We start from the raw sequence: 14225 nt of genomic DNA on the forward strand, positions 1-14225 counted from the left end.
AAATGACTAGAAAACTATGAAACTCACCTGCATAACTTTAATCTTTGTTTTGTTTTCAGCCGTCACTCAGGCTCAGAAAAAAAATATTCCTCTAGATTCCATTCGGTTAAGTGATCCTTACATTCTTGCAGATAAAGACAGTCAAACCTATTTTATGACTGGTACCGGTGGCAAACTCTGGAAAAGTAAAAACTTAAAGTTTTGGGAAGGGCCCTTCACCGTGGTTGAAATCGATCCTGAATCCTGGATGGGAGAAAACCCTATGATTTGGGCGGCAGAGCTTCATAAATATCAGGATAAGTATTATTACTTCGCCACATTCACTAATCGTGATACCATTATCGATACGGTAGCCGGAAATGAAATTGAACGACGCGCAAGCCATATTCTGGTAAGCGACCAGCCGCAAGGACCTTATAAGCCTATGGAAGATGAGATTTATCTCCCGGCAGATAAACCTACTTTAGATGGCACATTTTGGGTTGACGAAGATCAAAAGCCATACATGATCTACTGCCACGAATGGTTGCAAAACGGGAACGGAACGATGGAAAAAATTCAGCTAAAATCCGATTTAAGTGGTTCTATAGGTAAAGGAAAAATTCTATTTAGAGCTAAAGATTCTCCTTGGAGCAAAGAGCGTAATGAAAAGGGCGAAGTAGTTGCCAATAAGGTTACAGACGGGCCATTTTTATTTAAAACGGAAACCGGAAAATTGGGAATGCTTTGGACAAGCTGGGTCTTTCAAGATTATGTTCAGGGTGTAGCATATTCTAAAAGCAGCACACTAGATGGCCCCTGGATACAAGAAGAAAAACCTATTACCCCGCCTAATTTTGGTCACGGTATGATGTTTAAAACTTTTGATGAAAAATTGATCATGGCACTACACAGTCACCGGGTAGGATCGCAAGGAAATTATATTAGAATCCCAAACCTACTGGAAGTAGACGACAGCCAAGACAAAATCTATATAACCGGAAAATTTAATATTAATAACTAATGAAAATTTTAAAATCCAATTCAAAATTTCTGATTCTCTCTATCTTTTGCAGCTTATTATTCGCATGTGCGACAGAGAATAAAAAAAATAACGAAAATACCGCTTACCTATTTACGTATTTCACTGGTAATGGTGCAGGAGAAGAAGCGATTCGCTATGCTATTAGCAGCGATGGCTATAATTTTCATTCTTTAAATAATAACGAACCTATTGTCGCTTCAGATTCTATAAGTCGTACAGGCGGAGTTCGTGATCCTCATATTCTTAGAAAAGAAAATAACGACGGATTCTATATGGTCGTTACCGATCTATTAACCAAAAATGGCTGGTCGAATACAGCTATGAGTTTACTAAAATCTGACGATCTTTTAAACTGGTCGAGTAGCGTTATCGATATCACAGAAACTTTTCCTGAATTTTCAGATGTTACCCGTGTGTGGGCTCCACAAACTATTTATGATGCGCAGGCAAAAAAATATATGGTTTATTTCTCGATGTTACAACCGGGCAGCTACGATAAGATTTATTATGCGTATGTAAATGACGATTTTACCGCTTTAGAAAGTACTCCAAAACAGTTGTTTTTCAATCCTAATGAAAAAGCTTCTATAGATGGTGATATTATTAAAAAAGACGATAAATTTTATTTGTTCTATAAAACCGAAGGCGATACCGATAAAGGAATAAAAGTAGCAATTTCAGATTCGTTAACTTCTGGATACAAAGCTGAGCAGGGAAATGTAGATCAAACCGATAAAGCGGTAGAAGGTTCTGGAGTGTTTAAACTGAATAACTCTCAAGATTATATCTTAATGTACGATATGTACACCAGCGGAAAGTACCAATTTACCAGAAGTGCTGATCTTAAGAATTTTGAAGTTGTAGATGAAGATATTTCGATGAACTTTCATCCAAGACATGGTACAGTATTGCCAATTTCTTCAGAAGAATTACAACGCTTATTAAAAGAGTTTCCTTCCGAAGATTTAACTGAAATTACCGGCGCAGAAAATGAAGCCATAAAATCGAACAATATCGTTATCAAGCGTTCAGAAAAAACTGTCTATCTTCCCGTAAAATATGGTACCGATTTATCGAATTTTGATCCTAAATTCGATGTACTTCCAAGGACTGAAATTTCACCAAATACAGCTCAGGATTTTTCTAACGGAGCGGTAGCTTATGAAGTTACAAATGGAGAAAACAAAACCAGCTATCAGGTTAATGTTGAAGTTGCTAATAACCCTGTGGTAGAAGGCTACTATGCTGATCCTGAAATTATTTATTCTGAAAAAGATAGCAAATACTACCTCTACCCTACCAGTGATGGTTTCGATGGATGGTCGGGAACATATTTTAAAACCTTCTCTTCTCCAGATTTAGTGAACTGGACCGATGAAGGCGTTATTTTAGATCTTGAAAAAGATGTAGAGTGGACTAGCAGAAATGCCTGGGCTCCAACGATGGTTGAAAAAGAAATTGATGGAAAATTTAAATATTTCTATTATTTCACGGCTGCTCAGCAAGTGGGAGTAGCAACTTCAGATAATCCAAAAGGTACTTTTAAAGATTCTGGTGCGCCTTTAATTTCTGAAAAACCAGAAGGTATAAATGGCGGACAAAATATCGATCCTGATATTTTTGTAGACCCAAAAAGCGGAAAAAATTACCTGTATTGGGGGAATGGGTTCTTAGCGGTAGTAGAATTGAATGACGATATGGTTTCGATTAAAGATGGTGCTCCAAAAGTACTTACACCAGATGAAACTTTTAGAGAAGGAGTGGAAGTGTTTTTTAGAAACGACACCTATTACTTTTTATGGTCTGAAGATGATACACGAAGCCCAAATTATAAAGTGCGTTATGCCACTGCTAAAAGTCCGCTTGGACCACTTAATATTCCAGAAAACAACATCGTAATTCAGAAAGATGAAAATCAGGATATTTTAGCCACTGGACATAATTCAGTAATAAAAGTTCATGATAAAGATGAATTTTACCTGGTATATCACCGATTTACAAGACCTAAAGGAGAAGCTATGGGCGGAGCTGCCGGTTTCCACCGTGAAGTTGCTATCGATAGATTAAACTTTACAGAAGATGGATTAATTGAAGAAGTAAAACCAACTCTTGAAGGTATCAAACCTGTAAATTAATTTATACAAATACGACAAATCATATAATCTATGTCAATCATATTTAAAACGGCTTTTTCACTAATCGGCGGAATTTTACTTTCTCAATCGCTTAGCGCTCAAAAGACGGAACAGCTTAAAAGTCCTGACGGTAATATCGCCGTAGAACTAAAAAATAATAGCGGTAAAATCTCTTACGATATTCGTTATAAAAACGAAGTATTTTTAGAAGATTCTCCACTTGGTTTAGAAACTTCTATTGGGGATTTCTCTAAGAATTTAGAAAATACTTCCTTTCAGAAAGATCATATCGAAAACTCTTATGAGCTTAAGAAAGCCAAAGTAAGCCACGTAGATTATGTAGCTAACGAATTAGTTGGAAAATTCCTGAATAGCAATAAGGATACGCTAATTGTGAAATTTCGGGTTTCTAACCGTGATGTTGCTTATTCATATCAATTAAAATCTCATGAAGGGAAAAATAGCCTGAAGATTTTAAATGAAAAATCTGGTTTTAAACTTCCCGGTGATGCTACAAGCTATATTAGTCCGCAGGCTACACCAATGATAGGTTGGATGGGAACTAAACCTTCTTACGAAGAAGAATATACATTAAATGAAAAACTAAGTACTCCTTCTAAATATGGTGTTGGATACACCTTCCCGGCGCTATTTAAAATTTCAGATAAAGGATGGCTTTTAATTTCTGAAACCGGAACCGATAGCCATTACCCTGGTTGTCGCTTAGGTGAAGCTACTGAAAACGGACTTTTTGAAGTTGAATTTCCGCAGGAAGGAGAAAATAATGGTGTTGCTGAAACTTACGCAATTCAATCTCTACCAGCCAGTACTCCATGGCGAACGATTACTTTAGGAAGTACATTAAAACCCATTGTAGAGTCTACCGTAGCTTTCGATTTAGTCGAGGAAAAATACGAGGCTTCGATGGATTATAAAATGGGAAGAGCGAGCTGGAGCTGGATTGTTTGGCAAGATCCAAGTATAAACTACGAAGATCAAGTTGAGTTTATAGATCTGGCTGCCGATATGGAATGGGAATATGTTTTGATCGATGCCAATTGGGATCGCAATATTGGTCGAAAAAAGATGGAAGAATTGGTGAATTATGCCGACTCTAAAAATGTTGATATTTTGTTGTGGTACAATTCAAACGGACTTTGGAATGAAGCGCCACAAACGCCAAAAGATAAAATGAATAATACCATCCAGCGCCAGAAAGAAATGGCCTGGTTACAGAAAATTGGTGTGAAAGGATTAAAAATCGACTTTTTTGGTGGAGATAAGCAGGTGACCATGAAGTTGTATGAAGATATTTTAACCGATGCTAATAATTATGGCTTGGCTATTACTTTCCATGGTTGTACGCTACCAAGAGGCTGGGAAAAAATGTATCCAAATTATGTAACTTCAGAGGCAGTTTTAGCTTCAGAGAATTTAATTTTTCAACAGGCTTCTTTAGATAAACATGCGTTAAACGCGACCCTACTTCCGTTTACAAGAAACGCTGTTGGTGCAATGGATTTTTCGCCGGTGTTTTTAAATAAACGTTTATCAAGAAATCAGGAAAACGGAACTGTAAGAAGTACGACTGATGCCTTCGAATTAGCGACTTCAGTATTATATTTTTCACCGATTCAACATTATGGTTTAACACCTAATAATCTTGATGAGCAACCTGATTATGTACTTAACTTTTTAAAAGAAGTTCCTAGTGTTTGGGACGAAACAATTTATATTGGCGGTACTCCAGAAGATTATTGCGCAATGGCACGTCGAAAAGGCGACAAATGGTATATCGCAGTGGTTAATGCTAAAAAAGAAAAACGTAAGATTTCACTAGAAATTCCAATGTTAGCAGGACAAACGATAAAACATCTTTTTGATAAGAAAGATGCTACCGCAGCCTTCGAAGAAATAAAAATTAGAAAGAACGGAAAAGTAAAACTAGATCTTGCTTCTGAAGGAGGAGCAGTTTTATATACAGAATAAATCGTTTTGGGACTAGTACACAACCCATTGTAAAAACTGGAACACTTAAAGCTCAATAAACGAGTAAACTATTCCTGTAAATTAAAAAGCCTATAACAGAAATGTTATGGGCTTTCTATTTTATTTCAAATTTTATAGCCATTTTTGTTGAATGCAATAACTAATTCAGCTTTCTAAAAATAGACTGAACTTATAATTATAAATATGAAAACCTGCTACCTGGCCATTTTAGTTTTATTTTTTATTTCTTGTGGAAGTGACGATGAAAATTGTCAAACAAAAGATTACAGAGAAAGTAACGATCAGGAGATACAAGACTATCTTGAAGCTAATAATCTCGATGCTGAAAAGAGCAATTCTGGTCTTTACTATATCGTAGAAGAAGAAGGTACAGGTGCTCAGCCTTCACGTTCAAGCAGAGTGCGAGTAAATTATAAAGGTTATTTTCTCAACGGCAATGTTTTTGATCAAAATAACGATATCACTTTTGGTCTGCAACAAGTGATTCCTGGTTGGACAGAAGGTTTTACTAATTTTAAAGAAGGTGGTAGTGGTCAACTTTTAATACCTTCTCAATTAGCCTACGGTCCTTGTAACTACAATACGATTCCTGGTGGTTCAGTCTTAGTATTTGATATTGAACTTTTAGAAGTTATAGAATAGTTAGCGATAAACTTTTCTAGAAATAATCTTAAGCTCTCCTTTTTTCTCTAATGATTTCATGGCTCTAATCACCGTTTCTACTCGTAAGCCTGTTAAGTCTGCAATTTGCTGGCGGGTTAGATCTACTTTAAAACTAAAGGGAACTTCCTTTTTATATACATGTTTTTTGAAATAATCTAGAATTCTTAAAATACGATGTTCCGGCTCTTGACTAGAAATTTCTGAAACCATAATCGCTTTATAAAAAAGTCTTTTAGCTAGTGTTTGAGTAATTTTTAGGTGAATTTCGGGATGAGAAGCAAGTAAATCGAGAAAATGATTTTTTGATAATTTAAAAACAATGGAGTCGTTAATAGCTTCAGCATTAGCAGGATATTTAACGTCTGCAAATAAAGGAGGTTCACCAAAACTTTGCCCATCTTTAAAAATTCCCTGTATAAACTCTTTTCCGTCTAAATTATAATTGTTCATTTTAATTTCTCCAGAGATCACCTGATAAAAGTTTTGCGCCATTTCGCCTTCGCCAAATAACCGATCTCCTTTATTATACTCGCATTTTTTCGCGCCAAATTTTAAAAGTACCTCTGCCTCTATCATTTTTTAGTTTATATAAAAATAACTTGCTTTAGTATAAAATTGCATCTTATTGTTCATCATTTCTAGTTGCTTTTATTCTTAAATTCTGAAATAAAAGAATCCTTACAAAAACAGGAATCAGCGCGCGCTACTCCCGCTTCCATAAGGAAACAATTTTATAAAGAATTAAAGCTTTCAAAAACATAAAACCCGTAAAATAAATCGAAAATAATCTTCTGAATTAAAACAACCAATAAAGGCTATGTTATTCAAAATATTGAATCGTTTTTTCCAATTGAAGTGCCTTAGGAAACAGAATATTGTTCTCTAAATGAACATGCTGATGAAGATCTTGTTCAAATTCATCTAATTTAGAAAAAAAAGCACGATAGGTATTGCAAGCACCTTCAGGTGGTGTGTAGTTATTACTAAGCTTTGCAATCTTTTTTAAGATCGCTCCAGCTTCTTCATGTTCAACCTCCATCATTTTTATAGGATGGTCTACTTTACCAAATTGTGGCCGTGCTAAAGATGTATTTTCTTTTTTAGCTTGGAGCATTTTTTTAATAAAAGGAAATAAAATGAGCTCTTCTTTACGCAAATGCCCGCTAAGCTCTGTAGCAACCATTGCAAAAAGTTCCTGTATTTTCAGTAGTTCCGGATGACGCTCGCCGTGAACTTTAGCGACCTTTGTACCGTATTGCACCAACATCAGGATATTTTCTTCAACATATCGGTGATGGATATTGATAATATGATCGATTAAGAAATCTAAATCCCAATTATTATAATCTGTAGCACGACTTTTAGGTTGGTCAAGATTTTGTAAATCACTTGCCAGATCATCAAAAGAAACATTTGCGCGCTCACAAGCTTTTTGGATGCTAATTCCGCCACCACAGCAAAAATCAATATTATACTTTTTAAAAATATGTGCAGTTTTAATATTTTCAGTTACCATTTGGCCAACTGTTTTTGTTTGTAACGTATTCATAACAATGATTTTTAAGTTCTACCTTACAAAGTTGAAGAACAGCTACCTTTTAGATTATGAGTGAGATCATAAGCGCTATTTTTTTATTTTGGAGCTTATAAGCACTATTTATTCTAAGAAATAAACGTTTCAAATGAAGACTGAAATAAAGTTTGAGCATTAAAAAAGCAGACATTTAGCCCGCTTTTTATAAATTAATTCAAATTTGTTGAAATTGAATTTTATTCTTTCTGGGTAAGAGAATAAGCTTCTACAATAAGTCCTTTAATTTGATCTGGAATTTTATCGGAAGCATTTTTCTCCATTTTATCGATATCAAGCTCTGATCCTATAAGGTACTGATATTTTCTATTTTCATCTACCGCAAAAGTAACTGCAGCAAACTTACCTATTTGAGAAATCTTCATGGCGATCTGGTTGGGAACCATTTCTATATCAATCGCAAATTTTTGAATATTTTCATTGATTAAACGAGTATCGGTGGTAAGATAAAGACCTTTCTGCACTTCTGCGTTTACATTAAAATCTAAGGTTTCGCCGTTTTCCTGCTCAATTTGTATTTTATCGTTTTCCATAATAAGTATGTTTAGCTTGATAAACCAAAGATAAACCTGAATAAAGATTATTCTAAGAATTGTCTATTATTACCATAAGTTTAACTATGCTAATACATCTCTACCAAGTTGCTTAATGGAATTTAAAAAATGTTGGAAAACAATAAATTTCTAAATCTTTATAATACCTATACCAAATGTTATACAATATGCTTCTTGACTTCATTTGAATATAACAGCGGGAAATAAAAATTGTGAAGCTGATTGCCATAATTTTAATTATAAAAAACATGAGAATAATAGTATCTTTAAGCATAATCTATTACCAATGAAAACTATATCAATTCTTTGTATAGCATTTTGCTATCTCTTCACTATTCAAATTAATGCTCAATTTCTAAAAACGAAAACGATTGACAACGGAGGCAGCGGTCCCTATCATGCTATCGCCGCTTCAGAAAAATCACTTTCAGACTTTGTAATTTATCGCCCAGAAAATATTGAAGAGGCAGTAAAAGCAGAAAACAAATTACCTGTTCTTATTTGGGCCAATGGTGGTTGTATGGATTCTTCTATTCACCACGAGCGTTTATTATCTGAAATTGCTTCTTACGGGTATGTGATTGTCGCAATCGGCGAATTGCAAATGACGGTTGAAGAAAGAAAACACAAAAGCACCGAAGACGATAAACTCTTAAAAGGTCTTGATTGGATTACCAAAAAAGCAACGACAAAGGGTAACGATTATTACAATGCCGTAGATTTAGAAAAAATTGCAGCCGGTGGCCAATCCTGTGGTGGCGCCCAAATTATGCGTATTGCGGGGAATTCTCAAATTAAAACTTATATGATGTTTAACTCGGGCATGGGAGATATGACGATGGCTGGTGCAAACACAAAATCGTTAGAAAAGCTTAATGGCGATGTAATTTATCTGGTTGGTGGAGAGAGTGATGTTGCCACTAATAATGCGTTTTTAGATTATGATCGAATAAATGTTGCGGTAGCATTTGCTAACGAATTAAAAGCGGGCCACGGTGGTACGTTTGATGAAGAAAATGGTGGATCTTTTGCAAAACTCGCTAAAGACTGGTTGGACTGGCATTTTAAGAATGAAGATAAATCTGATATTTTCCTGGAATCTAATTTAGAGAATTACCCGGGTTGGACGATGAAGTCTAAAAATTTCGATGAATAAAACTAAAATTTCAACATTATGAAAAACTCAAATTTGAGATTTCAGCTTATCATTTTTATGGCTTTTAGTATTCCTTTTTTCAGTTCTGCACAAGTAGATGCAACGAAGCTTTTTTCAGAAGAAAAAACGGTTACAGTTACTAAAGACATTGCTTATCGCAACGGCGAAAGCGATTCCTGGAAACTAGATCTGGCAATGCCAAAGAATTTTGCCGAGGGCACTAAACCAGCTTTAGTAATTGTACATGGTGGCGGATGGGCCGCAGGATCAAAAGACGTAGATGTTTATCAAAAAATGATGCTTGCTTATGCCCAAAAAGGATATGTGGTTATTAATGTAGAATATCGACTTACAGGCGAAGCTGGTTTTCCTGCATGTATCGAAGACGTGAAGTGCGCAGTGCGATGGCTACGCTCTAATGCTGAAGAATTACATGTAGATCCTAATCGCATTGGAGCTTACGGCCATTCTGCAGGTGCTCACCTTGCTTTAATGCTAGCAATGACATCTGATGTTGAAAAATTGGAAGGTAATGGCCCGTACAAAGAATATTCGAGCAAAGTGAATGTCGTTGCTGCCGGATCGCCTCCAACCGAATTAGGCAGAGAGGTGCCAATGGCGAAATCGGAATGGTGGCCAATAGGTTATATTGGAGAAAATCATCCACCAATGTTTCTTATACAGGGAGACTCCGATCGTATTGTATTACCAGAGCGCACACGTGATTTTGTAGAAAAAATGAAAACAGCTGGTGCAGACATCAAATATCTTGAAGTTGAAGGAGGACATGGTGTTGCTTATGCCGAGAAACTGGAAATTACAGATCCGGCTATCGAAGAATTCTTTGCGAAACATTTAAATCCTGTTGAATAACATCGTTCTCAAAATTCAAATTATGAGAAATGTTCACCTGTTTTTTTTCATTTCAGCATTAAGCCTTTTCGGCTTTAAACTCGTTGCTCAAGAATTTGAAGCGCCAGAGTTAGAGTTCGCTTTTGAATTGAGAGTAACCATAGATACTCCCATAGAACTTGGTGAAGCTCCTTTAGGCAAAAGAGTGATGATACCAATTTCTGGCGGCACTTTTGAAGGACCTAAATTAAAAGGTACAATTCTCAAAAATGGTGCTGATTATCAATATGTGACCAACGACGGTGAACTTATACATTTAGACGCGATCTATACAATTAAAACCGATGATGGTGTTTACATTAATGTTCGCAATACCGGAATAATTTTTAATCCAAAACAGGGGAATTCGATGCCTTATTTTAGAGCGGCTCCTACATTTGAAGCCCCAATCGATTCTAAATATGCCTGGCTTAACAACGCTATTTTTATTTGTAAACCAGAAGGAAAAAAAGAGTATATCTCTATTCAGGTTTGGAAAGTATTATAAGTAGATCACCTCAGGGAAAGCCTATGAGGCATAGGTCAGAAATGAATTTTCAATTTCGAGGTAAGCCTCATAGTATTAAACCCTTTGGCGGTGCCAATAAAAGTCAGTCAAAATAATCTCAATATGAAAAAAATAGTTACTACACTTTTCCTATCACTTTCCATCATAATTGGATGCCAGGAAAACAATAAGAAAAAAGAAAAGGAAGATACAGAAGAATCTACTCCACAGCAATTTAAGAAAAGTGACAATTTAGAAGAGTTAGGTGTTTCTTCTAAGCGTGTAGAAGAAATGGATTCGTTACTTCAAGCTTTTGTAGACGAGAAAAAAGTAAATGCAGTAACGGGATTTGTCGCTCAGCACGGAAATGTACTTTACGACAAAGCTTTTGGTTATAAAGATCTGGAAAATAAAACCCCAGCTTCAACAGAAGATTATTATGTTCTTTTTTCACAGACAAAAGCGATTACAACGGTAGCTTTTATGACCTTAGTTGAAAAAGGACTTGTAAAAGTAGAGGATCCAGTATCTAAATATTTTCCAGAAATATCAGATCAGGTAGTTACCAAAGTAAATGACGATGGCACTTATGAAACCCGACCAGTAACAACACCTATGACATTTGCGCACTTAATGTCTCACTCATCAGGTCTTAATGCTGGATTAGTTTCTGAAATTCGTAAATCTGAAGGTGTTAACGATACAGTTCCTACGAACTTTGGCGAAGAGAAATCAGACCAATCACCAACCGGACAGCGCAGTTTTGGAGGAGATGCAGCTTCAAGATATCTAAAGGATGAAATGATTGAATTGGCCAAATATCCACTTGGTTTTAATCCTGGTTCAGAATGGAATTATCATATCAGCACCAATATGCTGGCGTATATGATTGAAGTAATCTCTGGAGAGCCATTGCAGAAATATGTAAAAGAAACCGTTTTAAATCCGTTAGGGATGAATGATACCGACTGGTATTATGAGCCTAAAGCATTAGATCGTTTTGTAAAACCTTATACGATTACTGAATATGGATTAGAAGCAGGTTCTACTAATTTTGCTGAAGCTGCTATTAGTGAAGACCAAACCTACGCTGAAGGTGCCATTGGTTTAAATGGGCCAATTGAAGATTATGCTAAATTTTGCCAGATGTTACTTAACGGCGGAACCTTTAATAATCATCAAATTTTGAAACCAGAAACCATAAAAAAGATGACATCAACTAATCGCTTACCCGAAGAAAATGCTGGTGGTAAAGGATTTCAGTTTGGATTAGGTTTTCAACTACAAAATAAAGATAACAAACATGTTCCTGCGGTTTCTAATACTGCCTATAACTGGGGCGGAATGTTAGGAACAGAATATATTATAGATCCTGAAAATGATCTAATCGCCTTATTCTACATCAATATGTTTAAACGAGATAATCTGTATCCTCAATTTCTAGAGAAAGCCTATAAAATTGCTGAATAGATACACCTTTTTTTAAAAGTAAAAAGACCTTGTATCCTAATCTTATTATTCTACAGCTGAAACATTACCTTTGCACCTGAACCTTTTTATGGCTTGGAATAATTAAACGATGAAGATATTATTAGTTGAAGACAATAAACGCCTTGGAGAATCCTTAAGCAAAGGATTAAAAGAAGAGGGGTTTATTGTTTTTCACGAACAGGATGGATTTAAAGCCAGAGATCTAATATTCGAGCAGGAATGGGATCTGTTTATTCTCGATATCATGTTACCGGGACTTACAGGTATCGAGCTTTGTGAGCTTATTCGTTTTAAGAAAATCATCACTCCTATTATCATGCTAAGTGCGCTGGGCGAACCTGATGATAAGGTGAAAGCTTTAGACAAAGGTGCAGATGATTATCTGGTGAAGCCTTTTCACTTTAAAGAGCTAATTTCTAGAATCAATGCGCTAAATAGGAGAACAAACAATTACCAGCAAAGCATTGAAGAAGATTTATTTTGCGGCAATTTAAAACTGAATTACAAAGCGCATAAAGTCGAAAGAAACGGCAAGACAATTGATCTTTCGCAAAAAGAGTTTCTCCTACTTAAAACCTTATTAGAGCATAAAAATGAAGTTGTAAATCGCCAAACTATACTTCAGAATGTTTGGAAAACGCAGCAAGATACCTACACAAATGTGATTGATGTTTACATCTCTTATCTTCGAAGCAAAATCGATAGTAAGAGTGAAGACAAACTAATTCACACCATTAAGGGAAGAGGTTATATGATATCTGACAATCAATGAAAATTAGGCAGAAAATAACGCTAATTTCAAGTTTAATCTTCGGGTTTATTTTCTTGCTGTCTTCAATCGTAATTTATATTGCGTTTTACGAGAGCTCTAAAAATATCTTCTTTCAGGAACTCTCCAGAACAGCAAAGATTTCTGGAATGTTTTATTTAGAGCGAGATGAACTTAGCCAAAAAGGATTTGAGCCAATTCAGAATTCTTTTTACAATCTTAGTTCAGACCAGGAAGTCAGCATTTTTAATGAAAACGGAAATATTGCATTCAACACCAAAGAATTGAAGCAAGATTGGAGCGAAAGCATAGAAAAAATTAAAGAAGAGGGAGAACTCAATTTTCGGGATAACGATACGTATTATCACGGCTTATTTTACAAAGACAATCAGGGTGACTTCGTGGTTTTGGTAAAAGCTACCAATCCGCTTATTCAGAGTCAGAAAAAAAGACTAATTAGTATTTTGGCGATTAGCTTTTGCGTGGCGATGATCATTCTTATTTTTCTAACCTATCGCCTATCCAAGCTGGCTTATAAACCGGTAAGAAATATTATTAAACAGGTAAATCATCTAAACCTACATAAAAGTCCGCTGCAACTTTCATATAAAAGTTCTAAAGATGAATTAGAAGAGCTTTTTCAGGCTTTTAATAATCTTTTAAATGAAATTGAATCCAGTTACGAGCAGCAAAAGAATTTTGTAGATTTTTCTTCTCACGAGTTAAAAACTCCGTTGGCAAGCATTATAAATCAGTTAGAAATAAGTCTTCAAAGAGATCGAAGTAAAGACGAATACCGGGAAACTTCAGCAGTAGTTTTACAAGACGCTCAGCAATTAAAAAGTATTTTAGAAAGTCTGCTTACACTTTCAAATCTAAATAAAAACATTCAGTTAGAGGAACATATCAGGATAGACGAGCTTATTTGGGAAATCATAGAAAAGCTAGCTCCTACTTATTCCGAAGAAAAATTCAACGTAAAATTAGAAATTTCGCCTGATGATTTCGATTTACTGCAATGCAAAGGGAATGAAACCCTATTGTATATGGCGCTTTTCAATATTATAGAAAATGCAGCCAAATTCTCTAAATACGAAGTGGTAATGATAAAGCTTTGCAAGGTAAATTATCGATTACAATTACAGGTAAAAGATCAAGGAATAGGCATTTCAGACAAAGATTTAAAGCACATTAACCAACCTTTTTATAGAGGTGGAAACACAGCTTCTTTTCAAGGAAACGGACTTGGAATGAGCATCGCATTAAAAATTTTTCAGCTTCATCAAATCCAATACTCAATTACCAGCCAACCACAGAAATTTACTAAAATTCAGCTTGAATTTCCGCAGTGATAAAAGACTATAATTCAGCAATAAAATCCCCTATCCCTGAACGTAATTTGGGATCGCATTCTTCAAAAATTATTATTCAAA

Annotated in this window: 13 protein-coding genes; 10 read left to right on the top strand and 3 right to left on the bottom strand. The window is 35.4% G+C overall.

The annotated features are described in order from the left end of the window. Nucleotides 1-16 precede the first annotated feature (16 nt). From QWY91_RS11630 to QWY91_RS11645, 4 genes are all read left to right on the top strand, one after another. Nucleotides 17-1003, top strand: coding sequence for a glycoside hydrolase family 43 protein (locus QWY91_RS11630; RefSeq protein ID WP_290235233.1), 987 nt, complete (start codon nucleotides 17-19; stop codon nucleotides 1001-1003). Beyond that, a complete protein-coding gene (locus QWY91_RS11635) occupies nucleotides 1003-3159 on the top strand; it encodes a glycoside hydrolase family 43 protein (protein WP_290235237.1) in 2157 nt (718 codons plus the stop codon). Before QWY91_RS11630 ends, QWY91_RS11635 begins: the two co-directional genes overlap by 1 nt. Nucleotides 3160-3189: 30 nt before the next feature. After that, nucleotides 3190-5148, top strand: coding sequence for a glycoside hydrolase family 97 protein (locus QWY91_RS11640; protein WP_290235241.1), 1959 nt, complete (start codon nucleotides 3190-3192; stop codon nucleotides 5146-5148). 204 nt (nucleotides 5149-5352) lie between these two features. After that, complete coding sequence (locus QWY91_RS11645) at nucleotides 5353-5811, top strand: FKBP-type peptidyl-prolyl cis-trans isomerase (RefSeq protein ID WP_290235244.1); 459 nt, start codon at nucleotides 5353-5355, stop codon at nucleotides 5809-5811. Here the strand turns inward: QWY91_RS11645 and QWY91_RS11650 are convergent, their stop codons facing one another. The 3 genes from QWY91_RS11650 to QWY91_RS11660 form a co-directional block, all read right to left on the bottom strand. Next, on the bottom strand, nucleotides 5812-6408 hold the full coding sequence (locus QWY91_RS11650) for a Crp/Fnr family transcriptional regulator (RefSeq protein ID WP_290235246.1): 597 nt from the start codon (nucleotides 6406-6408) through the stop codon (nucleotides 5812-5814). It abuts the gene before it with no gap. A gap of 244 nt (nucleotides 6409-6652) precedes the next feature. Next, nucleotides 6653-7381, bottom strand: a complete 729-nt coding sequence (gene ric, locus QWY91_RS11655) for an iron-sulfur cluster repair di-iron protein (protein WP_290235249.1) — start codon at nucleotides 7379-7381, stop codon at nucleotides 6653-6655. Between the two features lie 221 nt (nucleotides 7382-7602). Continuing rightward, nucleotides 7603-7956, bottom strand: a complete 354-nt coding sequence (locus tag QWY91_RS11660; RefSeq protein ID WP_290235251.1) for a hypothetical protein — start codon at nucleotides 7954-7956, stop codon at nucleotides 7603-7605. A gap of 307 nt (nucleotides 7957-8263) precedes the next feature. On the opposite strand from QWY91_RS11660, the gene QWY91_RS11665 reads away from it, so the two are divergent. The 6 genes from QWY91_RS11665 to QWY91_RS11690 all read left to right on the top strand — a co-directional run bounded on the left by QWY91_RS11665 (nucleotide 8264) and on the right by QWY91_RS11690 (nucleotide 14144). Beyond that, the gene (locus tag QWY91_RS11665) at nucleotides 8264-9133 is read left to right on the top strand and encodes an alpha/beta hydrolase family protein (protein WP_290235253.1); all 870 of its coding nucleotides are present in this window, start codon (nucleotides 8264-8266) and stop codon (nucleotides 9131-9133) included. Nucleotides 9134-9151: 18 nt separating this feature from the next. Then, nucleotides 9152-10006 (top strand): alpha/beta hydrolase, encoded by an 855-nt coding sequence (locus QWY91_RS11670; protein WP_290235255.1) that lies wholly within the window; start codon nucleotides 9152-9154, stop codon nucleotides 10004-10006. A gap of 22 nt (nucleotides 10007-10028) precedes the next feature. Beyond that, entirely contained in the window at nucleotides 10029-10532 is a 504-nt protein-coding gene (locus QWY91_RS11675; protein ID WP_290235257.1) for a DUF3237 domain-containing protein, read from the top strand. 123 nt (nucleotides 10533-10655) lie between these two features. After that, the gene (locus tag QWY91_RS11680; RefSeq protein ID WP_290235260.1) at nucleotides 10656-12002 is read left to right on the top strand and encodes a serine hydrolase domain-containing protein; all 1347 of its coding nucleotides are present in this window, start codon (nucleotides 10656-10658) and stop codon (nucleotides 12000-12002) included. 109 nt (nucleotides 12003-12111) lie between these two features. After that, nucleotides 12112-12795 (top strand): response regulator transcription factor, encoded by a 684-nt coding sequence (locus tag QWY91_RS11685; protein WP_290235262.1) that lies wholly within the window; start codon nucleotides 12112-12114, stop codon nucleotides 12793-12795. Then, the gene (locus tag QWY91_RS11690) at nucleotides 12792-14144 is read left to right on the top strand and encodes a HAMP domain-containing sensor histidine kinase (protein ID WP_290235264.1); all 1353 of its coding nucleotides are present in this window, start codon (nucleotides 12792-12794) and stop codon (nucleotides 14142-14144) included. The genes QWY91_RS11685 and QWY91_RS11690 overlap by 4 nt, the downstream gene beginning before the upstream one ends. Nucleotides 14145-14225: the final 81 nt, after the last annotated feature.

Source organism: Zunongwangia endophytica, from assembly GCF_030409505.1.
In the GTDB taxonomy this organism is placed as follows: domain Bacteria; phylum Bacteroidota; class Bacteroidia; order Flavobacteriales; family Flavobacteriaceae; genus Zunongwangia; species Zunongwangia endophytica.